General features: G+C 61.7%; 30 protein-coding genes and 1 tRNA gene. 13 read left to right on the top strand and 18 right to left on the bottom strand.

Annotated elements, in window-relative coordinates:
• Window positions 1–217 precede the first annotated feature (217 nt).
• From rplL to EK369_RS13485, 6 genes are all read right to left on the bottom strand, one after another.
• Window positions 218–598, bottom strand: coding sequence for a 50S ribosomal protein L7/L12 (gene rplL, locus EK369_RS13510; protein WP_127114786.1), 381 nt, complete (start codon window positions 596–598; stop codon window positions 218–220).
• 71 nt (window positions 599–669) lie between these two features.
• Window positions 670–1188: a 50S ribosomal protein L10 gene (rplJ, locus tag EK369_RS13505; RefSeq protein WP_127114785.1), complete on the bottom strand. Its 519-nt coding sequence runs from the start codon at window positions 1186–1188 to the stop codon at window positions 670–672.
• 839 nt (window positions 1189–2027) lie between these two features.
• The gene (gene rplA, locus EK369_RS13500; RefSeq protein WP_127114784.1) at window positions 2028–2726 is read right to left on the bottom strand and encodes a 50S ribosomal protein L1; all 699 of its coding nucleotides are present in this window, start codon (window positions 2724–2726) and stop codon (window positions 2028–2030) included.
• Window positions 2726–3151: a 50S ribosomal protein L11 gene (gene rplK / locus EK369_RS13495; protein WP_127114783.1), complete on the bottom strand. Its 426-nt coding sequence runs from the start codon at window positions 3149–3151 to the stop codon at window positions 2726–2728. The genes rplA and rplK overlap by 1 nt, the downstream gene beginning before the upstream one ends.
• Window positions 3152–3277: 126 nt before the next feature.
• The gene (gene nusG, locus EK369_RS13490; protein ID WP_127114782.1) at window positions 3278–3811 is read right to left on the bottom strand and encodes a transcription termination/antitermination protein NusG; all 534 of its coding nucleotides are present in this window, start codon (window positions 3809–3811) and stop codon (window positions 3278–3280) included.
• 330 nt (window positions 3812–4141) lie between these two features.
• Complete coding sequence (locus EK369_RS13485; RefSeq protein ID WP_127114781.1) at window positions 4142–5065, bottom strand: helix-turn-helix domain-containing protein; 924 nt, start codon at window positions 5063–5065, stop codon at window positions 4142–4144.
• 180 nt (window positions 5066–5245) lie between these two features.
• Here EK369_RS13485 and EK369_RS13480 point away from each other — a divergent pair, with 180 nt between their 5' ends.
• Complete coding sequence (locus tag EK369_RS13480; protein ID WP_127114780.1) at window positions 5246–6871, top strand: sulfatase-like hydrolase/transferase; 1626 nt, start codon at window positions 5246–5248, stop codon at window positions 6869–6871.
• 89 nt (window positions 6872–6960) lie between these two features.
• Here the strand turns inward: EK369_RS13480 and secE are convergent, their stop codons facing one another.
• The 4 genes from secE to EK369_RS13460 form a co-directional block, all read right to left on the bottom strand.
• Window positions 6961–7158 (bottom strand): preprotein translocase subunit SecE, encoded by a 198-nt coding sequence (gene secE, locus EK369_RS13475; RefSeq protein WP_127114779.1) that lies wholly within the window; start codon window positions 7156–7158, stop codon window positions 6961–6963.
• 57 nt (window positions 7159–7215) lie between these two features.
• Window positions 7216–8076 (bottom strand): hypothetical protein, encoded by an 861-nt coding sequence (locus EK369_RS13470; protein ID WP_127114778.1) that lies wholly within the window; start codon window positions 8074–8076, stop codon window positions 7216–7218.
• Between the two features lie 183 nt (window positions 8077–8259).
• Window positions 8260–8805, bottom strand: coding sequence for a hypothetical protein (locus EK369_RS13465; protein WP_127114777.1), 546 nt, complete (start codon window positions 8803–8805; stop codon window positions 8260–8262).
• 190 nt (window positions 8806–8995) lie between these two features.
• Complete coding sequence (locus EK369_RS13460; RefSeq protein ID WP_164727000.1) at window positions 8996–9802, bottom strand: efflux RND transporter periplasmic adaptor subunit; 807 nt, start codon at window positions 9800–9802, stop codon at window positions 8996–8998.
• 217 nt (window positions 9803–10019) lie between these two features.
• Between EK369_RS13460 and EK369_RS13455 the strand changes: the two genes are divergently transcribed.
• Window positions 10020–11057 (top strand): YeiH family protein, encoded by a 1038-nt coding sequence (locus EK369_RS13455; protein WP_127114775.1) that lies wholly within the window; start codon window positions 10020–10022, stop codon window positions 11055–11057.
• 3 nt (window positions 11058–11060) lie between these two features.
• On the opposite strand, the gene EK369_RS13450 is transcribed toward EK369_RS13455, so the two are convergent.
• From EK369_RS13450 to EK369_RS13435, 4 genes are all read right to left on the bottom strand, one after another.
• Window positions 11061–12530 carry a hypothetical protein gene (locus EK369_RS13450; protein WP_127114774.1) on the bottom strand — a complete coding sequence of 490 codons (1470 nt, stop codon included), beginning with the start codon at window positions 12528–12530 and terminating at the stop codon, window positions 11061–11063.
• A complete protein-coding gene (locus tag EK369_RS13445; protein ID WP_164726999.1) occupies window positions 12527–12904 on the bottom strand; it encodes a GtrA family protein in 378 nt (125 codons plus the stop codon). The genes EK369_RS13450 and EK369_RS13445 overlap by 4 nt, the downstream gene beginning before the upstream one ends.
• 31 nt (window positions 12905–12935) lie before the next feature.
• A complete protein-coding gene (locus EK369_RS13440; RefSeq protein ID WP_127114772.1) occupies window positions 12936–13934 on the bottom strand; it encodes a glycosyltransferase family 2 protein in 999 nt (332 codons plus the stop codon).
• 180 nt (window positions 13935–14114) lie between these two features.
• Window positions 14115–14189, bottom strand: a tRNA-Thr gene (locus EK369_RS13435).
• 88 nt (window positions 14190–14277) lie between these two features.
• Here EK369_RS13435 and EK369_RS21810 point away from each other — a divergent pair.
• Genes EK369_RS21810 through EK369_RS13425 form a run of 3 tightly spaced genes read left to right on the top strand, consistent with a single transcriptional unit; the run spans window position 14278 to window position 16192 of the window.
• Window positions 14278–14448, top strand: coding sequence for a hypothetical protein (locus EK369_RS21810; protein ID WP_164726998.1), 171 nt, complete (start codon window positions 14278–14280; stop codon window positions 14446–14448).
• Entirely contained in the window at window positions 14448–15716 is a 1269-nt protein-coding gene (gene murA / locus EK369_RS13430; RefSeq protein ID WP_127114771.1) for a UDP-N-acetylglucosamine 1-carboxyvinyltransferase, read from the top strand. The genes EK369_RS21810 and murA overlap by 1 nt, the downstream gene beginning before the upstream one ends.
• A complete protein-coding gene (locus tag EK369_RS13425) occupies window positions 15713–16192 on the top strand; it encodes a DUF2948 family protein (RefSeq protein WP_127114770.1) in 480 nt (159 codons plus the stop codon). Before murA ends, EK369_RS13425 begins: the two co-directional genes overlap by 4 nt.
• Before the next feature lie 150 nt (window positions 16193–16342).
• On the opposite strand, the gene EK369_RS13420 is transcribed toward EK369_RS13425, so the two are convergent.
• A complete protein-coding gene (locus EK369_RS13420; RefSeq protein ID WP_306461217.1) occupies window positions 16343–16645 on the bottom strand; it encodes a hypothetical protein in 303 nt (100 codons plus the stop codon).
• A gap of 184 nt (window positions 16646–16829) precedes the next feature.
• Here EK369_RS13420 and pgsA point away from each other — a divergent pair, with 184 nt between their 5' ends.
• From pgsA to EK369_RS13395, 5 genes are all read left to right on the top strand, one after another.
• Window positions 16830–17495 (top strand): CDP-diacylglycerol--glycerol-3-phosphate 3-phosphatidyltransferase, encoded by a 666-nt coding sequence (gene pgsA, locus EK369_RS13415; RefSeq protein ID WP_127114768.1) that lies wholly within the window; start codon window positions 16830–16832, stop codon window positions 17493–17495.
• Between the two features lie 4 nt (window positions 17496–17499).
• A complete protein-coding gene (gene moaD, locus EK369_RS13410) occupies window positions 17500–17751 on the top strand; it encodes a molybdopterin converting factor subunit 1 (RefSeq protein ID WP_206198088.1) in 252 nt (83 codons plus the stop codon).
• 3 nt (window positions 17752–17754) lie between these two features.
• Window positions 17755–18198, top strand: a complete 444-nt coding sequence (locus EK369_RS13405) for a molybdenum cofactor biosynthesis protein MoaE (RefSeq protein WP_127114767.1) — start codon at window positions 17755–17757, stop codon at window positions 18196–18198.
• A 153-nt stretch (window positions 18199–18351) separates the two neighbouring features.
• Window positions 18352–19083, top strand: a complete 732-nt coding sequence (locus tag EK369_RS13400; protein ID WP_235871426.1) for a trimeric intracellular cation channel family protein — start codon at window positions 18352–18354, stop codon at window positions 19081–19083.
• Between the two features lie 192 nt (window positions 19084–19275).
• Complete coding sequence (locus EK369_RS13395) at window positions 19276–20652, top strand: C13 family peptidase (RefSeq protein ID WP_164726997.1); 1377 nt, start codon at window positions 19276–19278, stop codon at window positions 20650–20652.
• Between the two features lie 11 nt (window positions 20653–20663).
• Here EK369_RS13395 and EK369_RS13390 read toward each other — a convergent pair whose 3' ends face one another.
• From EK369_RS13390 to ubiA, 3 genes are all read right to left on the bottom strand, one after another.
• On the bottom strand, window positions 20664–20990 hold the full coding sequence (locus tag EK369_RS13390) for a hypothetical protein (RefSeq protein ID WP_127114765.1): 327 nt from the start codon (window positions 20988–20990) through the stop codon (window positions 20664–20666).
• The gene (locus EK369_RS13385; protein ID WP_127114764.1) at window positions 20977–22956 is read right to left on the bottom strand and encodes an OmpA family protein; all 1980 of its coding nucleotides are present in this window, start codon (window positions 22954–22956) and stop codon (window positions 20977–20979) included. The genes EK369_RS13390 and EK369_RS13385 overlap by 14 nt, the downstream gene beginning before the upstream one ends.
• Before the next feature lie 71 nt (window positions 22957–23027).
• Window positions 23028–23993 (bottom strand): 4-hydroxybenzoate octaprenyltransferase, encoded by a 966-nt coding sequence (gene ubiA / locus EK369_RS13380; RefSeq protein ID WP_235871425.1) that lies wholly within the window; start codon window positions 23991–23993, stop codon window positions 23028–23030.
• 12 nt (window positions 23994–24005) lie between these two features.
• On the opposite strand from ubiA, the gene EK369_RS13375 reads away from it, so the two are divergent.
• Genes EK369_RS13375 through EK369_RS13365 form a run of 3 tightly spaced genes read left to right on the top strand, consistent with a single transcriptional unit; the run spans window position 24006 to window position 26214 of the window.
• The gene (locus EK369_RS13375; RefSeq protein ID WP_127114762.1) at window positions 24006–24761 is read left to right on the top strand and encodes a 16S rRNA (uracil(1498)-N(3))-methyltransferase; all 756 of its coding nucleotides are present in this window, start codon (window positions 24006–24008) and stop codon (window positions 24759–24761) included.
• A gap of 2 nt (window positions 24762–24763) precedes the next feature.
• On the top strand, window positions 24764–25708 hold the full coding sequence (locus EK369_RS13370) for a hypothetical protein (protein WP_127114761.1): 945 nt from the start codon (window positions 24764–24766) through the stop codon (window positions 25706–25708).
• Entirely contained in the window at window positions 25705–26214 is a 510-nt protein-coding gene (locus EK369_RS13365) for a hypothetical protein (RefSeq protein WP_127114760.1), read from the top strand. The genes EK369_RS13370 and EK369_RS13365 overlap by 4 nt, the downstream gene beginning before the upstream one ends.
• Window positions 26215–26224: the final 10 nt, after the last annotated feature.

The following is a 26224-nucleotide window of genomic DNA, read 5'->3' as shown; positions in this document are numbered from 1 at the left end:
CTAGCGAACGCGCGTGTCGTCGGGCCCCGACACCGCATTCATCCGAGACGACAAAGTTCGATCAATTCCTGGCCTCCGTCCCAAAGGAAGCCTCCCGATCCTTGAACCTGGTCTTAGAAAACCCCCTGATGAGAAAAGGGGCTCTCTGAGACAGGTTCGGCTGGGCCCGTAAAACGGACCCAGCCTGACATCAAACCCGGGGAAACCCCGGCAATGATTACTTGACTTCGACCTCAGCGCCAGCTGCTTCCAGCTTGCCTTTGAGCTCTTCAGCTTCGTCTTTCGACACGCCTTCTTTGACAGCCTTGCCGCCGGCTTCAACCAGCTCTTTGGCTTCTTTGAGGCCCAGGCCAGTGATGGCGCGGACTTCTTTGATGACGTTGATTTTCGAGGCACCGGCCGACTTCAGGATGACGTCGAATTCGGTTTTCTCTTCCTCGGCTGCGCCACCGGCGTCGCCGCCAGCTGCTGCGACCATTACGGCGCCGCCAGCTGCGGGCTCGATGCCGTATTCGTCTTTGAGGATGGTTTTCAGTTCTTGTGCTTCCAGCAGGGTCAGACCCACGATGCTTTCTGCGAGTGCCTTCAGATCAGCCATTTTAGACTCTTTCCGTTTCTAAGTATGTGTTCCAACGTCGGGTAACGACCCGTACGAGGTTCCAAAGTTGCTTACGCAGCCTCTGCCTTTTCCTCGATGGTAGACAGGATGGATGCGATGTTCGAAGCAGGTGCGCCAATTGCACCAGCGATGTTCGAAGCAGGTGCGCCGATCATGCCAGCGATGGTAGCAATAAGCTCCTCGCGCGAAGGCATTTTCGACACGGCTTCTACGCCGGCACGATCAAGAGCGTTCTCACCCATTGAGCCGCCAAGGATTTCGAACTTTTTGTTCGTCTTGGCAAAATCCTCGGCCACTTTGGCTGCTGCCACAGGGTCCTCGGAATAGGTCAGAACGGTCATACCCGTCAGAAGGTCTGCCATGCTTTCGCAGGGCTTGCCCTCAAGGGCGATTTTGGCGAGCCTGTTCTTGGCGACACGAACAGCACCACCCGCGTCACGCGCGCGCGCACGAAGGTCCTGCATGTCAGCAACCGTGAGACCCGCGTAGTGGGCAACCACTACGACGCCAGAGCTTTCGAAGATCTGGCCGAGTTCTTCGACCACTTTCTCTTTCTGGGCTCTATCCACAGTTTTACTCCAATTTTGGGGAGCTTATGCCCCCCGGCTCATATTCACCGGTTTCCCGGCATGAAGTCCGATATACGGGGCATCGCCATTTTCGCCCGAGAGCATTGAGCCCGCGGTAAATCTGGTTCTTTCCCGTCTCAGGCAGGAGATTAAGAGGTCAGACCTCACCCGCCGTCTTGGACGAAATGCAAAAAAGCGCACGATGAATCGCACGCTATTCTGCGAGACCGTTAAGTATTGACTATTCGAAGAAGTGGCAAGAGGGGATTGGCACTTTTTTCGGCTTTCTTTCGCAGGTGTTCAGATTTCTTTGGCAGATGTATTGCTCGGGACGGCCTCTGGCAGCAACGGGCTTTGTGTAGACAGTGAATGGCCATTTTGAGCCCAGAGCAACTTGCCCAATTAGACAACTTCTGCCAATCATTTTAGATGCGAAAACAGATCGGTTTTAGGAAAAATCGGAAAGAGATCATACATGATGTCGCAGAATACTTGGCGCTGGGGATGTGCTTTTCTGGGAGCTGCAGGTTACTTCCTACACAGCTTATTCACAGATCCTTATGCCTTTGTAGATCTCGCCGGTACGTTAGGTAAAACTACGGCGGGTGCGTTCATCGGGTTGATCGTAGGCTTAGTTCTAGGGGGTCTTTTGGGACGTAAGTCCCCACCTCCCAAAATCTGAACCGTCGCAGCACTCCAATAGTGATTGACGTTTTTTGTCGTATAGAATCAGCAACCCCGTAGAAAAACGAATGGCGGCATTGTCCGCTTAGCCGCCATTGTTCCCACGAAAAAGGGCGCCCGGTCGGAGCGCCCCTTAATCATAAAACGAAGACCGCTTATTGTGCGGCTGCGTTGTCCACGTCGATGGTCACGCCTGGGCCCATGGTCGAGCTCAGCGCGATTTTCTTGACGTAGGCACCTTTGGCGCCAGCGGGCTTGGCTTTCAGAACCGCGTCCATAAAGGCGCGGACGTTTTCGACCAGCTTGCCTTCGTCGAACGAGACCTTGCCAACACCTGCGTGCACAACACCGGCTTTTTCGACCTTGAACTGCACTTCGCCGCCCTTGGCTGCTTCCACGGCCGCTTTCACGTCCATGGTCACGGTGCCAACCTTGGGGTTCGGCATCAGGTTGCGGGGGCCAAGCACCTTACCCAGACGGCCAACGACGGGCATCATGTCCGGGGTTGCGATGCAACGATCAAACTCGATGGTGCCGCCCTGGACGGTTTCCATCAGGTCTTCTGCGCCAACAATGTCTGCACCGGCGGCCTGGGCTTCTTCAGCCTTGGGGCCACGAGCGAACACAGCAACGCGAACCGATTTGCCTGTGCCGTTAGGCAGACCAACAACACCGCGGACCATCTGGTCTGCGTGGCGCGGGTCAACGCCCAATTGAACAGCGATTTCAACGGTTTCGTCGAATTTTGCAGAGGCCTGACCCTTGACCAGGGCAACGGCGTCTTCAACGCTCAGGTTGTCTTTGCCTGCGAACGCTTCACGCGCTGCGGCAGTACGCTTACCAAGTTTCGCCATCACTTCACCTCGATGCCCATCGAGCGTGCCGAACCGAGGATGATCTGCATGGCAGCCTCGACGTCGTTTGCGCTCAGGTCTTTCATTTTCGCTTCGGCGATCTCTTTGACCTGCTTGGAGGTCACGGTGCCAACGGTCTCACGACCGGGGGTTTTGGCGCCAGATTTCAGGCCAGCAGCTTTTTTCAGGTAGTAAGACGCGGGCGGCGTCTTGATGTCCATGGTGAAGGACTTGTCCTGATAATAGATGATCTCGGTGGGGCAGGGGGCGCCCTGCTCCATGTCCTGCGTCTTGGCGTTGAACGCCTTGCAGAATTCCATGATGTTGATGCCGCGCTGACCCAGGGCAGGACCCACGGGCGGCGAGGGGTTGGCTTGACCTGCAGGGATCTGCAGCTTCATCTTGCCAGCAAGTTTCTTGGCCATTTGGCCTCTCCTTTTTCCAACACCTTCAGGGCGCGCCCCTCAGGCTGAGTGCTGTGTGGTGCAGTCCGGACATCGCGATGCCCTCGCCTCCCACTCGGTTTTTGGCGCCTTTCAGCGCCTGCCACATCAGGTCTGCTTGGTGACCTGAGTGTATTCCAGTTCGACCGGGGTCTCCCGGCCAAAAATCGAAACGGTGACCTTAAGGCGTTGATTATCCTCATCAACTTCCTCAACCATGCCGTCGAAATCTTCAAAGGGTCCGTCGTTGACCTTGACCTTTTCGCCGATCTCGAAGGAGATCATCAGCTTGGGTGCATCTTCGCCTTCCTGGACGCGGTTCAGGATGCCGTTCACCTCGGCGTCGCGCATCGGCATCGGGCGACCCTGGGGGCCAAGGAAGCCGGTGACGCGGTTGATCGAGTTGATCAGGTGATAGCCCTGGTCGCTCATTTCCATGTGCACGAGCACGTAGCCCGGCATGAACCGACGCTCGGTCGTGACCTTCTTGCCACGGCGTACCTCGATCACTTCTTCGGTTGGGACAAGGACCTCATCTATCTGATCTTCAAGGCCTTTTTCCTCCGCAGAGACACGGATTTGTTCGGCGACCTTCTTTTCGAAGTTCGACAGAACACTCACCGAGTACCACCGTTTTGCCATAGGACCGTTCTTCCCGTCACTGACCGACCCAAAGGCCGAAATTCTCTTGTTTTACTGGCCCCGTACAGGGACCTCTCCGGAACAAAAAATCGGCGCGCAACTCGAATCGCCGCACGCCATTTCCGGAAGTAGGGTGTCCTCTACCGCTGAAAACGACACAATTCAAGAGCCAGAGGCAAATTTGCTCACGTTACGTGAAATGCAGCAAAGTGACCAAGTTGTACAACTTTCTGAGCGGTGTTTCTCCATTTTGTACATAATTTTTGGTTAACAAAACGGGGCAAAAACTGCGTCCCAAACCGTCGCCAGACCCGCCAGAAGTGCCATCGCTCAGCAAGGATGCGCAGCAAGCGTTTCGGAGGGCTTTTCGGCAAACAGTTTTCGGTAGTCCACCGAGAATTGTCCCAGGTGCCAGAAGCCAAATTCGCTCGCGACGTCGCTGACGGCGCAGGTGCCGACATCGGCCTGCCGCAGCCGGGCCCGGACCCGCGCCAGTTTGTTGCGCTTGAGGAATGCGGCGGGCGACATGCCAAAGCGTTCACGGAACGCATATTGCAGGGTGCGTTCGCTGACGTGGCAGTTGTCGCGCAGGTCGCCAAGACCCGTCGAGGTCAGATCGCAGGTCGCCAAAAAGGCCAGCCCGTTTTGCACGGCAAGATCCCGCGCCCTGAGCGAGGGTCGGGTGTCTCGCGCTGGGTGTGTCGCCCCCTGCCAGTGGGGCAGCAGGCACATGAGGATGTCCCGCGCCACACCCGCAACCGCCCCCATGGGCGCCGTACCTAGCGCCCGCATCAGGTGGCGTACCTGCTGCGCCTGCGCGGGCGGCAGGGCAAAGGCCTCGGGCCAGAGGCTGGCGGGGGCGAGGTCCAGCTCGAGCGCGGCGGCGGTGCGGTGGATGTCGTCCTCGGTGACCGAGAGGGTGTGCACCTTGAACCCCGGGCTGGAGAAGCTGCGGAGTTCCTTGCCCACCGGAAACACCCAGCACCAGTTGCTGTCCACATCATGACCGCGCACCCAGTATCGCGGCACGGTGGGTTCCATGATGTTGAAGGTGACCAATCCCTCGGGCGGCGCTCCGACCATCGACAGGGCAAAGGCAAATTCGGAATACATGTACTGCAGGGGGCCATCGATGGTCTGAACAAATGAGGCTACGATCTGACCCCGGTTGGCGGCGGACAGCGGCGACAGTTCGGCGTCCCAGGCCCGCAGGGCCTGAAGCATCTCGTCGATTTCGCAAAAGGATGCCTTCATGGCGGTCTCTGACCTCCGAGGCTGTCTCTGGTGTGCCCTGATTTTTGCGGATTTTCGATAACGCCGCAACCCCGGCGGCGCGTAGCCTTGGGGGACTGGTGTGTGCGGCCTGGGCCGAGAGCGGCCCTGTCAGGCCAGGATCATGGCCGTTGCCACCCGATTTTTGGAAAGGATATTGTGATGCGAACAGGATTTCGCCGAGGTTTGGCCGGGCTGGTGGCCTTTGGGGTGATGCCCATGGGGGCCGGGGCCGAAACCCAGATCATCCACGACCCCGAATTCACCCGGATGGAGCAGGAGTTCGGTGTCAGCTGGGCCGCTGACGACACGCAGGTGCGCGAGAAGCTGGCCGCGCTTGAGGCGCGGTTCGGCAAGAGGCCGAACATCGTCTACATCATGGCCGATGACGTCGGCTATACCGAACTGGGCAGCTATGGCGGCGGCAAGATCCGCGGCGCGCCCACAGCGAGCCTGGACAGGATGGCCGCCGAGGGCATGCGGTTCCTCTCGTTTTACTCGGAGGTCGAATGTTCCCCGTCACGGGGCGCGGTATTGACCGGGCGGCATCCGATCCGCAACGGTGTCTACAACATCACCCTGCCGGGTGAGACCGGCAGTGGGTTGCACGGCGACGAGGTGACGATTGCCGAGCTGCTGTCGGACGCGGGGTACTACACCGGCTTTTTCGGCAAGTGGCATCTGGGCGATGACGAGGGCAACCACCCAACCGAGCAGGGGTTTGACGAGGCCGAGTGGTCCGAGGGCAACCCGCCCTGGTGGGTCAACAACAAGAATGCCTCGAAGGATGACGACATCGGCGGCTTTACCCAGCGCACGTTGATGCATTCTCCGGGGCCCGAGGGGTTTCCCTATGACACCGGTGGGGTGATGCGGGCGAAGAAGGGCGAAGAGCCGCAGCTGGTCTATGAATACTCGATGGAAAAGTACAACACCTATGACACCGAGGTGGCGGACAATGTGATCGCGTTCATCACGCGGCGCGCCGACAGCGATCAGCCGTTTTTCGTGAACTTCTGGGGCAAGGGCAACCATTTCTGGGGCGCGCATCCGGATTTCCGCGATACACCTGCGGAAACCAATACGGCGGCACAGATGGTCGAGCATGATTACAACGTGGGCCGTGTGCTGAAGACGCTGACCGATCTGGGCATTGCCGAGAACACGCTGGTGGTGTGGAGTTCGGACAACGGGCCGATGTACACGGTGCACCCTCATGGCGGCTATTCCCTGTTGCAGGGTGGCAAGGGGGAAACCCGCGAGGGTGGCATTCGGGTGCCGGCGCTGGCGTGGTGGCCCGGCATGATAGACCCCGGTCAGGATCCGCTGGATATCATCCAGATCACGGATTTCTTCACCACATGGGCCAGCGTTGCGGGGGTTCTGTCAGAGGTGCCCGGAGACCGGGTGATTGACGGGGTGGATCAGTCGGGCCTGTTCCTGCTGGGCGAAGGCAGGGGGCGGCGGGACTACGTGTTCCACTATAACCGCACCAAACTGGAGGCGGTGCGCAAGGATCAGGTCAAGCTGAACCTGAAACCGCGCAACCCGGATTTCCACTTTTACGAGGTGTTCAACATCTACCACGACCCGGCCGAGCGTTTCCCGAACGAGGCGCATAACGGTATCTGGGCCGGACCGGGCATGACCAAGATGATCCAGGAGCACCTGTTGCAGATCGAGGACTATCCGCATCGCAAGGTGCAGAGTTACTACAAGGATTTCGATACGTCCTTTGATCCGCAGGCCAGCCCGGTCTACGTGCCGCAAAAGACGGTGGATTGGTAACGCTGTCCCGTAGGTCGGACATTCTTGTCCGACCTACCGCCGACCGGGCGGCAGGCACTGCGCCTGACCTGTCGGAAAATGCAGGTGGGTTAGCCGAAGATGCCCAGGACACCCTGCAGACCCGACCGGATCAGGATGTCGACCAGGGCGAAGAAGACGGCGGTCAGGGCGGCCATGATAAAGACCATCACCGTGGTCAGCATAACCTCGCGACGAGTCGGCCAGACAACCTTGGAGGTTTCGGCGCGGACCTGCTGAATAAAGGTGAGCGGATTGGTTTTGGCCATGGTGCGACTTCTTCTCGATACGAACAGGGGGTCACATACGCGGGGTGGCGGGCAATTTCAAGTGCCCTTTGCCACTGTGTGCAGCCGGGTTTCTTCGGCGGCCATACGTTCGAGCCGGGATTTCAGGCGGGTATCGTCGGGCGAAGGGGGCATGTCCCTATCCTGTTCGGGGATGTCAAAACCCTGAACCCACTCTGGCGGCAGGCGGTCGGCCAGCCAGGGAACCTGCGTCAGGACCCGGTTGCCGCGTTGCAGGATGAGATCAGCGCGGGCCGGGTTGCGCTTTTTTAATCGCGCATAGCCCCAGCCGGCGAGATCGGCAACGCGTTCGGCCCCGGCCAGCAGGACAAAGAGGATGACGGCGGTGGCCAGGGTCAGCACCATGAAGGGGATGGCCCAGGGGTGCCACGCGATCAAACCGACAAGCAGGGCGAGCGCCCAGAGGCGCGGGCGCGCCAGCGCAGACCGCAGCGCCCGGCCCGGTCCCCCCTCGACAATCACCAGACGACGCCAACTGTCCCGCACCGAGGGCTGGCGTGGGTGAAGTGACTGGGCGTCGGATGGCGATTGTGCGGGAGGGGGCAGGCTGAGCGCTGCGGCCTCTTGCATCGCCTGCATGGTCTGCAGGTGATCCTCGGCATAGGCGTCCAGGTCGGTGAGGTTCAGGTCAGCCGCGGTCTCCGGTTCATCCGGGAGCGGGTCGGGGTGGGGGTGCGGCTCTGGTGCGGGGTCGGCCGCGGGCACCGCCGCCGACGCGTGTTTTTGCAGCGGCGCATCGGGTGGCGTGTGATCTGACACCAGCAACCGGATGGTCGACAGGGTCTCGCCGGAGAAGGGTTCCCCCGGTTCGATGATTTCTTCGCCAAACTGGCGCGCAGGTCGACCGTCAGGCCGATAGAGCCCTGGGGCTTTGGCCATCGTGAATTTTCCTTGTGTGTGCGGGACAGGGCGCATGTCGCCCTGTTCCCGGCCCCCTTAACCACGAAGGCCCCGTATTTGGCAGCCCGGGTGACTTCGCGATTCGCGCCAGTGGCGCAAAAGGCAATTTTGCGGAAAATTCAGGTCATTTCTGGACGGAAATGTGGCGGGATTGGGGCGTGGTTAATCGCGCTGTGCCACCATCCGTTGTCGTGCCCTGCGGAACAGTTTGCGTGCCACGACCAGCTCGACCTTCCAATAGCGCAGGAACCGCCGCCACAGGAAGAAGCTGCCGTCGCGGGCGCGCTCGGGGCCTGTGGTCACGGCGGCAACAAGGAACAGCAGAACCGCGCAAACAAACAGGCGGACCGTGCTGAGGGGATGCAGCCACATGACCAACCCCACGAGGACCAGCGCGGCAAGGCGCGGGCGCGGCCACCTGGCGTCGAGATGGGCAGCATTTCTGGCCTGGGCGGCGCGGACCTCGGCCTCGGAAGCACCGGCGAGGTCGGGGGCGTTTTTGCGCATCACTTTCTCGACTCGCGAAAGTGCTGGCTGGGGCGCGGCGGCCTCGGCGATCTCTTCAAAGCGCTGGGCCACCTCGGCGTCCAGCCGCGCCTTTTCCGCAGGCGACTTGCGCACGGCAACGCGCTTGGCGCTGGCCTTGAAAGGTGTCAGTTCAGCCTGTTGCTTCAGGCGCTCTTCGTAAAAGTTCCAATTCTGTCCCATACATTTAACCCACAGATATGTGGCCCCCAAAAAACTAGTTACTCAGAAGGCGACAGGGCGGACGCAACATGCGCCTGCCGAATTGTCGCCACACTGGTTACGAAAGTGTAAATGGCAGGGAATCCGGAATATCGAAGGGCGGAAATAAGGTCATTTCATGCCGCGTCAGGCCACTTGGGCACAGGCCTGGTCAGTCAGCTTTTGTCTTGACGGAAAGGACCACCGGCAGGCCGGGACGCAGCACGCCCTTGGGATTGGGGAAAGAGATCAGCGCCGAGCCTTCGCCCGTCTCCGGGTCCAGTTCGAAGCCGACGGCCACGACGGTGCCGGTCAAAGGATAGTCGATGCCGTTCTTGAGCGAGAGCGCGAATGCGAGCTTTTCCACGTCTTGCAGGGTGAACTCGCCCTTTTGCAGGCGCATCAGCACGGCCTCGGGGCGCAGCGTGATGCGGACGTTGATCGGGTCGAGCTGGTGTACGGTCGCGACAGAGCCGCTTTCGGCCACGTCAAAATAGCTGCCCTTGTTGAGGCGCGGGGCCGAGATCACGCCCGAGATCGCGGCGTGGATGTCATGGGCGGCAAGGGTTTCCTGAGCCATCTGCAATTGCAGTTCGGCCAGACGCAGGTCGGACTCGGCGAGGTCGACGTCATGTTTGGCCTCGGAAAAGGCGGCCACCGAGACCGCCTCGCGTTCGATCAGCTCGCTTTGGCGCTGTAGCACCTCGCGGCGCTGTATCAGCTCGGATTGCGCGCGTGCAACGCTGGCCTGGGCAATCTCGACCTCGATCTTCTTGAAACGGCTTTCGAGAGACATCAGCAGGCCGCCCTTGGTCACGATCATGCCTTCGCTAAAGGTGATCTGCGCGATCTTGCCATCCACCGGCGCGGCGACATCCCAGCTTTCGGCCGGGACCACGACGCCCTCGGTTGACTGGGCCACGGCGGCAAGCGGTGCAAGGCCAAGTATGAGCGCGGTGAGGTGATGTCTGAGGCGCAAGGGCGTCTCCTGCGGGTCAATGGTGGAGGCTTGAGGTTCACTATACCCCTGCGCGCGGCGCTGTCCAAGAAAAGCGGCCTCGGGTGTGCTGGGGTGTCTGGACCTATGGCGTGATGCGATTGGCCCTAACCGGACTCGGGCAGGGCCCATAAGCGTTGCGCCAGGGTCCTGTCCCGCATCGGGCAGGCGGATTACGCGGAACATGGCAGGTCAACGGATGCAGGCGACATCTCATTCATACTATTCCCTGGCGGGCCTCAGGGCCTTTGTGCAGAAAAACGGGCAGGGGTTTCTGGTGTCGGCGGTGATCGCGGCAGCGGCGCAGTTCCTGTCCGAGCATCATGGCGCGCCGGCGATGCTGATGGCGTTGCTCTTGGGCATTGCCTTTCATTTCCTGGCGGAAGAGGACGGCGGCGTTTGCAAGCCGGGGATCGAGTTCACCGCCCGCACGGTGTTGCGGTTTGGGGTGGCGCTGTTGGGGGCGCGGATCTCGGTCGAGTTGATGATCGGACTGGGGCCTGAGTTGATCGCGGTGGTGATCCTGGGCGTGATCGTAACCATCCTGTTTGGCCTGGCGGGGGCGCGGGTTTTGGGGCGCGGCTGGCGGTTTGGCCTGCTCACCGGCGGCTCGGTGGCGATTTGCGGCGCCTCGGCGGCGATGGCGATTTCGGCCGTTTTGCCGCGCAACGAGCATTCCGAGCGCAACCTGATTTTCACAGTGTTGGCGGTGACGGTGATGTCGACCATCGCCATGATCGCCTATCCGATCCTGACCGAGGTGTTCGCGTTCAACGACGAGGTGTCGGGCGTGTTCCTGGGCGGTACGATCCATGACGTCGCTCAGGTGGTGGGCGCGGGGTTCTCGGTGTCCAACGAGACCGGCGAGGTGGCGACATTGGTCAAGCTGATCCGGGTGGCGATGCTGGCGCCGGTGGTGCTGGTGATCTCGGTGCTGGTGCGCCGTCACGCCGAGGGTGCCACCGAGGGCAAACGCCCGCCGATCCTGCCGGTGTTCGTGGTGGGGTTCCTGATCTTTGCCACGCTGAATTCGCTGGGGCTGATCCCGGCGGTGATGGTCGAGATGATGTCGTCAACCAGCCGCTGGGCGCTGCTGATCTCGATCGCGGCGGTGGGCATGAAAACCTCGCTCAAGCGCATTCTGGACGTGGGCGGTCAGGCCATCGCCCTGATCGTGGCCGAGACGGTGTTCATTGCGCTGGTGGTGCTGGGCGGCGTGATGCTTCTGGGGCATTAGCGCCTAGCAGCCGGGGCGGCGGTAGATCGCGAAATGCGCGATCTCGCCCACTTTTTCATAGGCGTTCCAGGCCTCGGCATAGGCCGGAACCTGGGTGAAGTGATCCAGGTAATCAAAGGGTGCCTCTTTGAAATAGAGCTTGGAGTCGGCGGTATCGACAACCACGATCTGCGGACGCACGCGCAGAAAATCGTTCACGACTTCGGTGCGGGCAAAGTCGAGGATCGCGTTGTATTTGGCGCGGGCTTCGGGGGTTGTCGCGTGGTGCAGGTTGTAGACTGCACCGGGGAAGATCCAGAGCGTTGGCGCACGGTTGGCGGGGGTGGCTTCGGCATAGTTGGCAAGCGGAAAACCGGTGGAGACGGCAGAGCTGTAGACCTGCATGGTGCGCTCGCCACGCGGGCAGGTGAAATAGGTTTCGGCCTGCTGGTAGAAACCGTTCTGGTAGGGGCCGTGGCGGAGGGCGGGCACCAGCATGGCCGCGACAGCAATCAGCGTGACAATGCCAATCAGCCGATTGTCGCGGGCCCGCGCCAGACCCAGGCCGATCCAGCCGAGGGCTAGCATGGTGTAGGACAGGGCGGGGACAAGGTGATAGCTCCAGCCCTTGGACTGCACAAAAAAGGCCACGAACCCGCCGGTTGCTGTCAGCAAAAGCACCGTGTCAGAGGCGCGTGTGGGGCGGATCAGGCGGGCCAGACCCAGGCCGAGCAGCAGGACCGCCAGCACCGGCAAGGCGACCTGGAGGACGGGGCCAAAGGGTTGCGTCGAGGTGCCATAGACGGCGATGGTCAGCGGGATCACCTTGTCAAAATAGGCCGGGTGCAGCAGCCAGCTGGTAATGACATAGCCCACCAGCAAGAGCGACGGCAGCACCACCTCGATGCGCAGAAGGCGGCGCAGGCTGCGGTCGCTGGCCATTTGCCAGAGCAGGACCAGCAGCGGCAGCACGACAAAATAGTGTTTCAGCGCGATACCGCAGGTGGCCCAGAGGCTGACCCAGCCGCGCTGGCGGCGGCTTGGTTCTGCGTTGGTCATGGACAGAACCACGTAAGGCAGGAAGAAGATCGCAAAGAGATGTTCGCGTTCGCCAAAATCCTTGAGCGGCAGCAGCACCAGCGCAAGGGCGGCAAGGGCAACAAAGATGCGGCGCGTGAGCGGCGGGATGGTGGCGTCACGCCCGAGCAGATGGTTACTGAGCACCAGCGATACGGCGGTGATCAGCAGGGTGTAGACCTGAAACGCGGTGGTGGACGAGAACCCAAAGGTCTCGGCCACCCAGACCGGCGGCACGGCGAGATAAAAGGCCCAGGGCGGGTTCAGCTCAAGCAGCTTGTCGTAAATCTCAACCCCGTCCAGCCACCAGGCGGTGGAGATCAAGTACCAGCTGGTGTCGTGATTGAGCGCGGTGCCGTACAAAACGGCAAACCCGGCCATCAGGATCAAAAGCGGCGCAAAGGCGTCACGTGTCATGGGCGGAATACAAAGAACTTCATCATCAGGAATGAACAGGAGGGGACAATCAGAAGCACCGTCATGAACGACAGCGCAGGGGTATAATTCCCCAGAACCCACGGAACCGCAATCGAGATGGTCAGGCCAAGGACGGTGACCATGAAAAAGCGCAGCGCCTCGCCGCTGATGGCGCTGTTGCTGGCAAAGGTAAAGCGGCGGTGGGCGTGGTAGCCGAACACCGCCGACAGCGCATAGGCCACGAACGAGGCGGAGATCGCTGCGAGGCCAGCAAAGCTGTGAAAGGCACTGGCGAGCAGAAAGTACATCACGGAACAGGTCACACCGACCCCGGCGAACCGGAAAATCTGGGCAAAATCTGCAAGTCTGTGCATCGGTCTGGCCTGCTGGGTTCTGCTGTCCGGTTTACCCGGCCAGCGCATTGTGCGTTTGGAACAGGCGGCGTTGGTCGGGCAGGCGGACCACTTCGTTCAGGCCAATGCTTTCCGACACGAAGTAGAGCGGACGCTGTTTGGCCTCATTATGGATACGGCCAACAAAGAGACCTATCACGCCGCTGATCAACAGGTTCATACCCGACAGGAACGACAGGATCACAACGGTCGAGGCCCAGCCATCGACAAAACGGTCGGTAAAGAGCGCCATCGAAAAGATGTAGGCCCCATAAAGCATGGCCCCCAACGACACGAGCGCACCCAGCCAGAGCGCCAGACGCAGAGGCGCGTCGGAAAAGCCGATCACGCCGTCCATTGCCAGTTTGAGCATCTTTTTCAGGGGGTATTTGGTTTCTCCGGCCTGACGTTCAGGGCGGTCGAACTGTACCAGGCACTGGCGGAAGCCGACCCAGGCGAACATGCCGCGCAGGAAGCGGTCGCGTTCTGGCATGGCGCGGATGGCGCGCACAACGCGGGCGTCCACCAGGCGGAAATCGCCGACGTCCCGCGGGATATCCACCGACGAGAGGCGCGCGAGGCCGCGATAAAACAGGTTGGCGGTGACCTTTTTGAACAGGGTTTCGCCTTCGCGGCGGCGGCGCTGGGCGTGCACGATCTCGTAGCCCTCGTGCCACTTGGCGATCAGGTCATGGGCCACTTCGGGCGGGTCCTGCAGGTCAGCGTCCATGATGATCACGGCGTCACCATTGGCCTCGTTCAGGCCTGCGGTCACGGCAATCTGGTGGCCAAAATTGCGCGACAGGCGGATCATCTTGAAGCGGGCGTCCTGACGGGCGCGCTCGGCCACGAGGGCGGCGCTGTTGTCGCGGCTGCCATCGTCGATGAACATCACTTCGGCAGGCCCGTCGAGATCGGCCATGAAGCCCTCAAGCCGGTCCATCAGCATCGGCAGGACCTCTTCTTCGTTCATGAAGGGGATGACCAGGCTGTATGTTACGTTCTTATGCATTTTTCGCCCACCTCTGTTTCACTCAGACGCGTTACAATCATGTTGATGCGGGCAAATTGATCCCGCAGCATGAGAAATGCCGGGATATTGAGGCAAGAATGGGACAAGGCGGGGGCGAGACCGTGGAAATTACCTCAACCAGAAGGAGTGTCGCGAGCTTGTCGGGATATTGGGGGGAGATGGTGCTGTGAGGGAGGATTGAACTCCCGACCTCACCCTTACCAAGGGTGCGCTCTACCACTGAGCTACCACAGCATCTGTCGTGGCGCGGGATTTAGACTCAAAGTGAGACCCATGCAACCCCAATCTGGACCCTTTTTTACAGCTCATGTAAGGAAAGGTCATGCAAAGCAATTCGCACCCCAATAAACAAAAGCCGAAACCCTCGTCGCGAGAAGACCGTCTGAAGGCGGCGCTCAAGGCAAATATGGGCCGTCGCAAGGCCCAGGCACGTGCGCGTGCCACGTCAGACGAGGACACCGGCAGCACCGAGCAGGACAAAGGGCAGAGCTGATGGATTCGATTATTGTACGCGGGAATGGTCCGCTGAGCGGGCAAATCCCGATTGCAGGTGCAAAAAATGCCTGTCTGACACTGATGCCGGCCACCCTGCTGAGCGAAGAACCGCTGACGCTGACCAATGCGCCACGGCTGTCGGATATCAAGACGATGACCGAGTTGTTGTCGTCATTGGGGGCCGAGGTCAGTGACTTGCAGGATGGCAAGGTGCAGGCGATGTCGTCGCACAACATCGACAACCACATCGCCGACTATGACATCGTGCGCAAGATGCGGGCGTCGAATCTGGTGCTGGGGCCGATGCTGGCGCGGCTGGGTCATGCGGTGGTGTCACTGCCGGGGGGCTGTGCGATTGGCGCGCGGCCCATGGATCTGCACATTCACGGGCTGGAGGCGCTGGGCGCCGAGATTGAGCTGAAAGAAGGTTACCTGCACGCCAAGGCGCCGGGCGGGCTGAAAGGCGCCGAGATCACCTTGAGCTTTGCCTCGGTCGGGGCGACGGAAAACATTCTGATGGCGGCGACACTAGCCAAGGGCACAACCGTGCTGCACAACGCCGCGCGCGAGCCGGAGATTGTCGACCTTGCCAAGTGCCTCAGCGCCATGGGCGCGCAGATTGAGGGCGCGGGCACCAGCCGGATTGAAATTCAGGGTGTCGACCGGTTGCACGGGGCGACTCATCAGGTTGTCACGGACCGGATCGAGCTGGGCACCTATATGCTGGCCCCTGCGATTTGCGGCGGCGAAGTGGAATGTCTGGGCGGGTCGATCGAGCTGGTCGGGGCCTTTTGTGAAAAGCTGGACGAGGCGGGCATACAAGTGGAAGAGACCAAGACCGGTCTCAAGGTCGCGCGCAAGAACGGGCGGGTCAAGGCTGTGAATGTCACGACCGAACCCTTCCCCGGCTTTCCAACCGATCTGCAGGCGCAGATGATGGCGCTGATGTGCACGGCCGAGGGGACCTCGGTGCTGGAAGAGAAGATTTTCGAGAACCGTTTCATGCACGCGCCGGAGCTGATGCGCATGGGGGCCGAGATCGAGGTGCATGGTGGCACGGCCACGGTGACCGGGGTGGAGCGCCTGAAGGGCGCGCCGGTGATGGCAACGGACCTGCGGGCCAGCGTGTCACTGATCCTTGCCGCGATGGCCGCCGAAGGCGAGACCGTGGTGAACCGGGTGTACCATCTGGATCGCGGCTATGAGCGGGTGGAAGAGAAACTGGGCAATCTGGGCGCCCATATTGAACGGGTCAAAGAGACATGAGCCAAGACGCACGTTTTGAGGATGCAGGCGACCGCCCCTTGAACCTAGGGGCCATGGACGGCGAGGACCTGCAAGTGATCTCGGCGCTGGCGCAGGATGCGATTTTCCCGGTGACCGAGATGCAGTGGCTGGCGGGCGAGCACCGCTTTGCGCTGTTGGTGAACCGCTTTCGCTGGGAGGATGCGCCCGCCGCGGCGCAACGTGGCCGCCCGGTGGAACGGGTGCAGTCGGTGCTGGTGGTGGACAACGTGTTGCGCGTGGCCTCGCAAGGGGTGGAGCGCGGCGACAAGGACGTGATCCTGTCGCTGTTGTCGATTGCCTTTGAGCCGGGCGAAGACGCGGCGGGCGAGGTGATCCTGACGCTGGCAGGCGACGGTGCGATCCGGCTGTCGGTGGAGGCGCTGGAAGTGACGTTGAAGGACGTGACCCGGCCCTATGTCGCGCCTTCGGGGCATACGCCGACGCACGAGGGGTAGCTGGCCAAGGCTTTCGCGAGGGTAAGCCGTTTCGAAACGGCTTGGCTAAGCGCCTTGAAAGGCGCTTGTTGAAGCAAATTCGAATTTGCTTGTCCAAAGGGTTTCGAAACCCTTTGTTGCGAGCCGTTCGAAACGCGCTGCGGCGGTGCTTTAGGCCGCGGTGCGGTCCTGTGGTCTCAGGACGAGGTTTTCAACGATGCGCGCGACAAAAGGCGCGAGGCCATCGGGGCCCGAGCTGCGGTCCTTGAGATACAGGCAGAGATCGGGGCGCATCTGGGCAATCACGCCAACAAGGTCGCCGCGGATTTTGTCATCCAGGCCAGCGCCCATAATGACACAGGAGATGCGCGGCTCGGTATCCAGCTGGCGTACCACCTCGCCATGGTCATGGGCGCCAAGCCATTGGATCGGCAGGTGGCTGAGCTCATTGGTGACGCGGCCAATGTGGGGCATCTGACCCACGATCAGGACTATAGGTTGCAAGGTTTGGCCCTCCCCTAGGTGCTTCGTAATCCGGGGAACCGGCAAGGCCGGTGTTCCGGCGGTGCAGGCAGTATATCACATTTTCACAGGCTCTGCCTGATCGGGCTGCGGGAAGCGCTTTTCACTGACGCCGAGACAGGCTAGTTAAAACCTCATGAGATGGACAATCCCCAATATCCTGTCGGTTCTGCGCCTGATCGCGGCCCCGATGGTCGCCGTGATGTTCCTGTATTTCACCCGCCCCTGGGCGGATTGGTTCGCGCTGTGCCTGTTCCTGGTGGCGTCGGTCACCGACTGGTTTGACGGCTATCTTGCCCGCGCCTGGGGGCAGGAGACCAAGATGGGGGCGATGATCGACCCGATTGCCGACAAGGCGATGGTGGTGATCGCGCTGATGGTGCTGGTGGGCTATTCCGGCGCGCATTGGACGCCCTGGCTGGTGTTGCCGGCCACGGTGATCCTGTTCCGCGAGGTGTTTGTCTCGGGGTTGCGCGAATTCCTTGGCGATGTGGCGGGGACGCTGAAGGTCACGAAACTGGCCAAGTGGAAGACCGCAACGCAGATGGTCGCCATTGCTTTCCTGTTTGGGCAGGGGGTGTTCGAGCACTATCTGGGCATGTCGGTGATCGGCATGGATCAGGAGATTGTCGACGCGGTCATGACCGGCGAGACCGAGGACCTGCTGGGCCTGCGCTGGAAGTTCGAGGGCATGGTCTGGACCGGGCGTACCGGGCTGGTGTTGTTGTGGATCGCGGCGGCGCTGACGGCGGTGACCGGGTTTGACTATTTCAAGAAGTCACTGCCGCATCTGAAGGACTGATGAGATGGCTTTGAACGTTCTCTACTTTGCATGGGTCCGCGAGCGGATCGGCGAGCCGCGCGAGAAGGTTGAGACCCAGGCCGCGACGGTGATGGAACTGATCGAAGAGCTGCGGGCGCGTGAAGAGCGTTATGCCATGGCGTTCAGCGATCTCAGCGCGCTGCGTGTGGCCGTCGATCAGGAACTGACCGAGTTTGACGCCGCGCTGGATGGCGCGCGCGAAGTGGCGTTTTTTCCGCCGATGACAGGGGGTTAACCCATGCGCATCGTGGTGCAGGCCGAGCCGTTTGATTTTGGCGCAGAGGCCAATGCCTTTGCCAGCGGGCACACCGATATGGGGGCGATTGTCACCTTTACCGGCGTGGTTCGCGACCTGCCCGGAGACCCGCTGGATCGCATGGTGATCGAACATTATCCCGGCATGACCGAGAAGGCGCTGGAGAGCATCGCGGCCGAGGCGCGGGAGCGTTGGAGCCTGGGCGATGTGCTGGTCATTCACCGTCATGGCGAGATGCGTCCGGGCGACATGATCATGATGGTCGCCACGGCTGCGCCGCACCGGGTGGATGCCTTTGCGGCGGCAGAATTCCTGATGGATTACCTCAAATCCCGCGCGCCGTTCTGGAAGCAGGAATTCACCGCAGATGGCGCGGAATGGGTGGCCTCGAAAGACGAGGACGAGGACGCGCTGAAACGCTGGTAAAGGGTTTCTTTCGCGGGCGGGCGCCGCGCCCGGTGATCCGAGCCGCGACTCGACCAGAAAACACAAGGGTTAAAGGCCAAAACCGGGGTCTGTACTGCGTCGGTATCACGTCGGTATTGCGTCGGTGCCGTCTCTGTTGTGCGGCATGGGTTAATGCAGCGCACGGTGGGGGGGTTACCCGGCAAACGCGCGGCCCCGGCATGGGTGGTCTTTCTATTGATTGCCCTGTGCGTTGCCGCCAAGGTGGGCGTCATGGACATTCTGGGAAACATCTTTTTCTGGCTCACCATGGTCGCGACAGCGGTCATGGCGGCCTCGGCAGCGATTCAGGCGCGGCGCTTTCAGCTGGACCTGTTTGGCGCGACGGTGCTGGGCGTGGTGACGGCGGTGGGTGGCGGCACGCTGCGCGACCTGTTGATCGGACGCGTGCCGGTGTTTTGGGTGGGCGACACAACCTATTTGCTGGTGGCGGTGCCAGTGGCGATTGCGAGCTATTTCGTGGCCCGCGCCATGCCGACAGGCAATGGGCAGCGGCTGCGGTTGTTGATGTATCTCGATGCCATCGGGCTGAGCCTGTTCACGCTGACCGGGGTGCAGGTGGCGATGGACGCAGGGCTGTCACCGGTGATCGCGGTGGTGGTCGGCTGTGTCACGGGCACGGCCGGAGGCATGATCCGCGATCTGTTGTGCAACATCACGCCAAGTGTCTTGCGAGAAGACCTCTATGCCACGCTGTCGCTGGCCGGGGGGGCGGTGTACCTGTTGTTGGTTGGATGGCTGGGCGATCCTGCGGCAACGCTTGTGGTCTTTGCACTGATCCTTGTGGCGCGGGTCGGGTTGTTGCTGAGGACCCCGCCGGAGGGAGGGGAAGAGAATTCGACGTGATGTGTTAACACTTGTGGCACTCCCGTCAGGGTTGCGCGTGAAAATGTGCGGGAAGGGACAGAATTCCGCCTGATTCACGGTTCATGAAGAGGCATGACCCAATCTTCTCCCTGGCAGCGGCGCCCGACTCCGATTTCAAACGCATTTTCCGCCTTGAGCTATGTTTTTTGGCGTGTCCCCAAAAGGGGCACGATGGGAGGACCAGTGGATGTGCTGGTGGCCTTGGCGATCCTGTTTGGAGTACAGCTCGGCATAAGCCGATACTGGATTGAGGGCCCGGTGGATTTCTCACTTTACGGGTTTCAACTGTGGCTTGGCGGGATGACCGCTTGGTTTGTGACACAGATGGTGGCAGCACTATGCCTGCAGCGCGGTGATCGTATTGGGCGGATGTTGGTCGTCAGTTCCATGAGCATGGCTGCGGGTTCGGTTTTGGTGGTCGTGTTGTTCGTGCAGTTGCTGTCGCACTTATCCGACCCCTACCTTGCCTATTGGTCTTATGTTTTGATTGGATTGCTGCCGGTCTACGTGGCGTTGTCCAAGTTCTTTGCGGTCCCAAAACTGCGCCATGGTCTCATCGGCCTGTGTGTTGCAGCGGCAGGGACGTTGCAAGTCCTGCTGACCGAATACCAGTTTGAGAGCGGCCAACTGTTGGTCGAAGCTGAAACCGCGACAGACGGGGAAGAGGCGCGGCGTTGGTCGCTGCCCGATCCCGAAGTTGTCTATCCTGTGCAGGAGAAACTTGTTAACGCGCAGGTTGCCGCGCTTAAGGAACAGGACTCTGAACAAGTCGACCTTTATGCGGTACTGGGTGCCGGCTATCCAACGCAGAAGATATTTCAACGGGAAGTCGTAGCTTTGTACGGGCTCTTGGAACAGCGATTTGGCGCTGAAGGGCGTATTCTGCGTTTGGGTTCGACGGTTCAGGGGCCGTTGGACATGCCACTGTTGAATCGTACCAATCTGAGAGCGGCGCTTATGGGGCTGTCCGAGCAAATGGACGTATCGCAGGACGTTGCGCTGATTTTTCTGACGTCACACGGTTTTGAAGATCATTTGTCGACATCATTTCCAGGGCTGTCTCGCAAGGAGTTGAGCGCAGCGGAAGTGGCTGCGGCGCTGGATCACTCCGGCATTCAGAACGCGGTCGTGGTTGTGTCGGCGTGTTACTCGGGGTCGTTTGTGGATGAGCTGGCAGGATCTGGTCGACTAATTGTTACGGCATCGGCGGCGGACCGCAACTCGTTCGGATGTGACGACAGTAATGAATTCACGGATTGGGGTGAGGCGTTTTTTGGTCAAGCGCTGCAGGAAACGCTGCATTTTGGCCACGCCGCAGAACGCGCGCGGTCACTAGTGACAAAACGGGAAAAAGACTCAGGTCTCACGCAATCGCTGCCTCAGATCTCGGAAGGCGAGGGGATTGGCGATGTGTTGAATAGGCTGGCGGAGCAGCTGAAACATCCGCAGGAAGCTGCCGAGGTCAAACAAACCCGCGCAAACTTGGCCGTTGACACTAACACTGTGCAACAGCTTTTGGATCGTTTGCAACGGTTGTCGGGCGACTGAAATCGGGCCCGCTACCCCGCGTTCACACGCTCGATGTAGGCGCGGAGTTCTTCGGCTTCGTGGCGGGCGTCGCGCAGGCCTTCCATGGCGGCGGAGAGCTCGGCTTCGGTCTGGGCCAGCTGGTTGGTCAGCTCGGCCTCGCGTTGTTGCAGGTAGGTGATCGCCTGATCGCGGGTTTCTTCGGCCTCGTGCAGTTCCTGGCTCATGCTTTCGAGTTGGTCGACGTCGGCCTGGGAGACGCGGGAAAAGCGGTGCACCAGCCAGTTGGCGAACCAGCCCATGCAGAAGGCCACGAAGAGAATGATTGCCGTGGTGATGATGAAATCAGTTCTGGTCATCGGTCGTCTCCTGCTGGGTCTCGGTCCCGGCGTTGTCGGGGGTTTCCGCCTCGGTCTCATCGGTCGCTTGCGCGGCCTCTTCGACGGCGGTGTCCTCGGCGGTGGCGGATGTGTCTGCGTCGCCGTCGCCTTCATCCGTGGCCTCGGGGTCGGCCTCGGGGCGCACCAGCACGAACTCGATCCGGCGGTTGGCTTCGCGGCCTTCTTCGGTGCCGTTGTCGGCAATTGGCGTGGCTTCGCCATAGCCCTGGGCGACAAAGCTGCCGGTCAGGATGCGGCGATCATGCAGGGCGTTCAGAACCGACTGGGCGCGGGTCTGGCTGAGGGCGAGATTCATTTCCTCGCGGCCCTGGCTGTCGGTGTGGCCCTGGATTTCAATCGCGACGCCGGAACACTCGGCCAGAACGGTGGCGATTTCGTCGATGATCGGTTCGGCGCTGGCGTCGAGCGTGCCGGAGCCGGGTTCAAAGCTGATTTTCTTGTCTTTCAGGACCGCGCGCACGGCCAGTTCGCAGTCTTCGGGCGTGGGCAGCTGTGCCACCGGGTCGAGCGCCTCTTGGTATGTGACGTCGATCGAGAAGGTGTCGGTCTGGGACAGGCGGTCGGCGAGCATCTGCGAGATGCGGGCGTTGACCTCGGCATCCCCCGTGGTGCCGCGCACCGAGAGGCTGTCGGGGGTGACGGTGAGCGCGCCATTGTGCAGTTGCGCCAGCGCATCCAGCCCGGCCATCACGCGCAGCGACCAGGTCATCGGCAGGCCATCGTCGAGCCGCGCGGCCATGTGCACCGCGTCACTGCCAAAGCGGGCGCGGGCATAGTTGGTGGTGGTGTCGCGGCTGAGATCGTCGCGCAGGCGGCCACGCAGTTGCAACAGCCCTTCGGGGCTGAGCGTGGCGGTGAAGTCGGGGATGGTGCCCTCTTCGTCCTCGACCTCGGGTTGTGGCAGGGTGGAGTGCAGGGCAAAGACGTCCGGCAGCGAGGTTTCCAGCTCGCCGACCACGCGGTCGAACAGGGCCTGATTGGTGCCCATGAGCGCGATCAGCGTGATGTCGGCATCCGAAAAGGTCACGGTGCCGCCGCCCAGTGCCGCAACACCGTCCAGCGCGATTTTCACCGCTTCGCCCCAGGAAGGTGTCGGCACACCAAGGCCGATGGTGCAGGTGGCCGACCCGGTGAGGCCTGCGGTGCCCGCGGCGGCGAGGATCAGGTTGCGGGCCTCTTCGGTGTCGGCGGAGCAGGCGTCAAAGCGCGCGCCGCTTTCGTCACTGACAAAGCGCAGGGTAAAGGGGGTGATGACCGGGCGCGGCGCGGAAATCGCCAGCGTCAGGTCGAGCGAGGCAGGGGCCTTGCGGCGCAGCTTGCTCTCAAGCTCTTTGCGTTCTTCGATGCTGTCGCTCATGGCGGTGACCGAGACCCGGCCTGCCTCCATCGAGATCTTGGCGCGGGGCAGGTGTTCCAGCGCGTATTGCGCAAAACTCGCCGCCTTTTGCCAGCCTTCGGGCATGTCGTAGGCGGCGGTTTCGAGGAAATCGGTGACCTCGGGGCTGCCGTCCAGGTCGCGCAGGGCCCGCAGCATGGCATTGCGGTCGGCGCTTTCGGGGATCAGGCCGATCAGCTGGATGCCGGAATCATTGCGCAGGATTTCCACGGAAAACCGCGGCGGGGCAAGGTCGGCGGTGGCCACGACCTGCATGTTGTCGATGACGCGGGCGGCGTCCACGATGCCCCCTGCGGTCGAGATGGCACGGAAGCGGTCGGCCTCGGTCGGGGCGACGCCGGTGAGGAAGACCTGAAGCCCTTCGGCATGGACTTTGGTCCACATCAGGTTCTTGTCCATCAGGGCCTGTTTGACGCTGCGTTTGGAGGTGTCCTCGATCAGGTCAGCCGAGAACATGGCCGCGACAACGCTGACAACCGCAGCAGCGGCAAAGGTTGAGGCAAGGATGGCAAGTGAGGAAAGGCGCATGCTGGGGAGCGTCTCGGAGGTGAGTTTGTGGTTATCGACGTCTTGTTACGATGTGGGGGCGGGGCATGCAATCACAGGAACCACGCAACGGCGAAAAACAGCAGAGGGATCAGGCCGGTATCGCGGTTCGAGCGGAACAGATGCATGCAGATCGTCGGGTTGTCGGTATCAAGGCGGCGCATTTGCCACTGCATGTGCCAGCCCATGGCCCAGGGACCGGCCAGCGCCACCACCAGCGACAGCGGGCTGCGGTCACTTGCGGCGAGGTAAACCGCGACAGCAAACAGCGCCACGGTGAGGATCAGGAAGCCCTGCAGCCACTTGGGCGAGTTCTCGGCAAAGAGCCGGGCGGTGGATTTCACGCCGATCAGGGCGTCGTCTTCGGTGTCCTGATGGGCATAGATGGTGTCATAGAACAGCGTCCACGAGATCCCCGCAACATACAGCACCACGGCGGGCCAGTTGAGCGTGCCGGTATGGGCGGTCCAGGCCAGAAGGGCCCCCCAGTTGAAGGCGATGCCCAGAAAGACCTGCGGCCACCAGGTAAAGCGTTTGGCAAAGGGGTAGACCACAACGGGCAAGAGCGACAGAAACCCGAGCAGGATGGCGTTGGTATGGAAGGTTAGCAGGATGGCAAAGGCAATCAGCGCCTGCAGGATCATCCAGGCGGCGGCCTGTTTGGCGCTGACCTGTCCCGAGGGGATGGGGCGCGAACGGGTGCGCTCTACCTTGGCGTCGAACTCGCGGTCTGTGATGTCGTTCCATGTGCAGCCCGCACCGCGCATCAGAAAGGCCCCGGCGCCACAGCCGAGGAAAATCCACGCGTCATGGAGGCTGGCCTGCCCGTCCCAGAGCATCGCCAGCGCAAGGCCGAACCAGCAGGGCAGCAACAAGAGCCACGTGCCGATGGGCCGATCCGCGCGGCTGAGCCGCAGGTAGGGGCGGCTGAAGGCCGGGGCGAGGTGATCGACCCAGTTGCCGGTCACGGCGTCGGAAACTTGGCCGTCTGGCTCTGGCGTTGTGGGCGTGTCGGCCATATGTAGGTTTCCATGAAACAGGCAAAAGTCAGGTTGTATGTAGAACATCCCCTTGGGGCAGGGCAATCGGTTCCTCTGGAGCGCGATTCCGCGCACTACCTTTTTGGGGTGATGCGGATGGGCGTGGGCGATCCGGTTCTGTTGTTCAATGGCAAGGATGGAGAGTGGCGGTGCACAGTCGCCGAGGCGGGCAAGCGCAAGGGTGTGTTGGTTTGCGAGGAACAGACCAAGCCGTTGCAGATGCCGCCCGATCTGTGGCTGCTGTTTGCCCCGATCAAGAAGGCGCGCACCGATTTCATCGTGGAAAAGGCCGCCGAGATGGGGGCCGCGCGGATCATGCCGGTTCAGACGGATTTCACCAATTCCGAGCGTATCCGGCAGGACCGGTTGCAGGCGCACGCGGTTGAGGCCGCTGAGCAATGTGGCGGGACGTTTGTGCCCGAGGTGACGGATTTGCAGCGGCTGGACCGGGTGTTGTCGGAGTGGCCCGAGGGGCGGCAGTTGATGTTTTGTGACGAGGCCGAGGTGGGCAGCTCTTCAGCCCTTGCGGGCTTCCTCGCGAAAAGCGAGGCGGCCGGTCACGGCCAAGGAGCGGGACCCTGGGCCATTCTGATCGGCCCCGAGGGTGGGTTTTCCGAGGCGGAACGCGCCAGGCTCAAGGCCTTGTCGTTTTCGCATGTGGTCAGCTTGGGGCCGCGTGTGTTGCGCGCCGATACCGCGGCGGTGGCGGCGATGACACTGTGGCAGCAGGCGCTGGGGGACTGGTAGGGATGTTGCTGGGCTCGCTCCTGACCAGTGCTGCCTCGGCGCGTAAGATCGAGGCCGAGCTGCGTGACGTTTATGGACCAGAGAGCGGCGCGGTGGATGAGGTTCTGAAATCCGGCGACGAGGCGCATGTTTTTGCGGGCCAATTTCAGGGGCAGGCGGCGGTTTACAAGCGGTTGATGACACCGGATGCGGCGCAAAAACTGGCAGAAACCGAGCTGGAGCTGAGGTTTCTGAGTGCGGCCCTGGCCGAGGGGCCGGCGCGGGTGGCGCCGTTTCTTGGGGTTCTGCCGGACACAGGCTGTCTGATCCTCGGACGGGCGCCGGGGGCACGGGTGAGCCTGGCGCTAAAGACCGAGGACCGCGCCGAGCGGTCGCGGGTGATGGCGCTGTGCGGGCAATGGTTGGCGGATGTCGCGGCTCTGCGGCAGGAAATACGCCCGTTCTGGTCGCGCAAGATGGTGCGCAAACTGTCCGGGGGCCTGCCGGAGACCTCGCCGCAGGCCGCGCTGTTGATCGGCGACACGCTGGCGCGGATGGAGGCGCTGGGCCTGCCGCATCGGCGCAAGCCCCTGACCCATGCCATGGCGCACGGCGATTTTGCGCCGGTGAACCTGAGCGTCGAGGGCGACACGGTCTGGGCCTATGACATTCAGGGGGGACATGTGTTGCCGCTGGCGCGCATGGCGGCGCGGTTTCTGACGGCGGCTTGTCTTTATTGGCCGGGCTTGCCGGGGCCCCTGGGGCTGGACGCCGAGGATCTGGCGGCGTTCGATATCACGCGCATCCTGCCGCCCGAAGAACAGGGCGAGATCTTTGCCTTTTTTGTTGCCGAGCAGATGCTGAGGCGGATCAGCAGCGAGAACCGCAAGGGCGAGGCGCGCGAGACCGCGCTGACGCGTTTGCAGGCGCTGCACGATCAATTGCCACCTGTGGAGGGTGTCACATGAGTTTTATCCGACCCGAGGCGCAGGCCGCGCTTTGGCGCTGGCGCGAAGTGCTGGCGGGTCTGCCGGTGCTGGCGTTGGGGCTGTTTTGGGCGACGGGCTATGGCCTGTTGCAATGGATTGGCTTTGCCGTGGGACTGGTGGGCGTGGCGCTGGTGTTGGCCGGTGTGCAGCGGGCGCGGTTTCGCTCGGCCCAAGGGGGGCCGGGGGTGGTGCAGGTGGACGAGCGGCAGATCACTTATTTCGGCCCGCTGGACGGTGGCGCGGTGGCGATCGACGAGCTGTCCGGCGTCAGCCTGGACGCGCGCAGCACGCCGCCGGTCTGGGTGTTGCGCCAGCCGGGACAGCCGGAATTGCACATTCCGGTCAATGCCGAAGGGACGGACGCGCTGTTTGATGCCTTTGCCGCCCTGCCGGGGATTCGCACCGAACACATGCTGGCGCAGCTGGCCAAGAAACCGGATCACCCTGTCGTGATCTGGTCCAAACCTGCCGCCCGGCTGCATTGACACCGGTGGC

The organism is Shimia sediminis, assembly GCF_003990645.1.
Classification (GTDB): domain Bacteria; phylum Pseudomonadota; class Alphaproteobacteria; order Rhodobacterales; family Rhodobacteraceae; genus Shimia; species Shimia sediminis.
The sequence above is the reverse complement of the archived record's forward strand: the minus strand, read 5'-3'. Positions and strand labels throughout refer to the sequence as shown.

Coding starts and splice junctions, on each gene's coding strand:
- rplL (WP_127114786.1), bottom strand. CDS start 598: ATGGCTGATCTGAAGGCACTCGCAGAAAGCATCGTGGGTCTGACCCTG.
- rplA (WP_127114784.1), bottom strand. CDS start 2,726: ATGGCGAAACTTGGTAAGCGTACTGCCGCAGCGCGTGAAGCGTTCGCA.
- rplK (WP_127114783.1), bottom strand. CDS start 3,151: ATGGCCAAGAAACTTGCTGGCAAGATGAAGCTGCAGATCCCTGCAGGT.
- nusG (WP_127114782.1), bottom strand. CDS start 3,811: ATGGCAAAACGGTGGTACTCGGTGAGTGTTCTGTCGAACTTCGAAAAG.
- EK369_RS13485 (WP_127114781.1), bottom strand. CDS start 5,065: ATGAAGGCATCCTTTTGCGAAATCGACGAGATGCTTCAGGCCCTGCGG.
- EK369_RS13480 (WP_127114780.1), top strand. CDS start 5,246: ATGCGAACAGGATTTCGCCGAGGTTTGGCCGGGCTGGTGGCCTTTGGG.
- secE (WP_127114779.1), bottom strand. CDS start 7,158: ATGGCCAAAACCAATCCGCTCACCTTTATTCAGCAGGTCCGCGCCGAA.
- EK369_RS13470 (WP_127114778.1), bottom strand. CDS start 8,076: ATGGCCAAAGCCCCAGGGCTCTATCGGCCTGACGGTCGACCTGCGCGC.
- EK369_RS13465 (WP_127114777.1), bottom strand. CDS start 8,805: ATGGGACAGAATTGGAACTTTTACGAAGAGCGCCTGAAGCAACAGGCT.
- EK369_RS13455 (WP_127114775.1), top strand. CDS start 10,020: ATGCAGGCGACATCTCATTCATACTATTCCCTGGCGGGCCTCAGGGCC.
- EK369_RS13450 (WP_127114774.1), bottom strand. CDS start 12,530: ATGACACGTGACGCCTTTGCGCCGCTTTTGATCCTGATGGCCGGGTTT.
- EK369_RS13445 (WP_164726999.1), bottom strand. CDS start 12,904: ATGCACAGACTTGCAGATTTTGCCCAGATTTTCCGGTTCGCCGGGGTC.
- EK369_RS13440 (WP_127114772.1), bottom strand. CDS start 13,934: ATGCATAAGAACGTAACATACAGCCTGGTCATCCCCTTCATGAACGAA.
- EK369_RS21810 (WP_164726998.1), top strand. CDS start 14,278: ATGCAAAGCAATTCGCACCCCAATAAACAAAAGCCGAAACCCTCGTCG.
- murA (WP_127114771.1), top strand. CDS start 14,448: ATGGATTCGATTATTGTACGCGGGAATGGTCCGCTGAGCGGGCAAATC.
- EK369_RS13425 (WP_127114770.1), top strand. CDS start 15,713: ATGAGCCAAGACGCACGTTTTGAGGATGCAGGCGACCGCCCCTTGAAC.
- EK369_RS13420 (WP_306461217.1), bottom strand. CDS start 16,645: ATGCCCCACATTGGCCGCGTCACCAATGAGCTCAGCCACCTGCCGATC.
- pgsA (WP_127114768.1), top strand. CDS start 16,830: ATGAGATGGACAATCCCCAATATCCTGTCGGTTCTGCGCCTGATCGCG.
- moaD (WP_206198088.1), top strand. CDS start 17,500: ATGGCTTTGAACGTTCTCTACTTTGCATGGGTCCGCGAGCGGATCGGC.
- EK369_RS13405 (WP_127114767.1), top strand. CDS start 17,755: ATGCGCATCGTGGTGCAGGCCGAGCCGTTTGATTTTGGCGCAGAGGCC.
- EK369_RS13400 (WP_235871426.1), top strand. CDS start 18,352: ATGCAGCGCACGGTGGGGGGGTTACCCGGCAAACGCGCGGCCCCGGCA.
- EK369_RS13395 (WP_164726997.1), top strand. CDS start 19,276: ATGGGAGGACCAGTGGATGTGCTGGTGGCCTTGGCGATCCTGTTTGGA.
- EK369_RS13390 (WP_127114765.1), bottom strand. CDS start 20,990: ATGACCAGAACTGATTTCATCATCACCACGGCAATCATTCTCTTCGTG.
- EK369_RS13385 (WP_127114764.1), bottom strand. CDS start 22,956: ATGCGCCTTTCCTCACTTGCCATCCTTGCCTCAACCTTTGCCGCTGCT.
- ubiA (WP_235871425.1), bottom strand. CDS start 23,993: ATGGCCGACACGCCCACAACGCCAGAGCCAGACGGCCAAGTTTCCGAC.
- EK369_RS13375 (WP_127114762.1), top strand. CDS start 24,006: ATGAAACAGGCAAAAGTCAGGTTGTATGTAGAACATCCCCTTGGGGCA.
- EK369_RS13370 (WP_127114761.1), top strand. CDS start 24,764: ATGTTGCTGGGCTCGCTCCTGACCAGTGCTGCCTCGGCGCGTAAGATC.
- EK369_RS13365 (WP_127114760.1), top strand. CDS start 25,705: ATGAGTTTTATCCGACCCGAGGCGCAGGCCGCGCTTTGGCGCTGGCGC.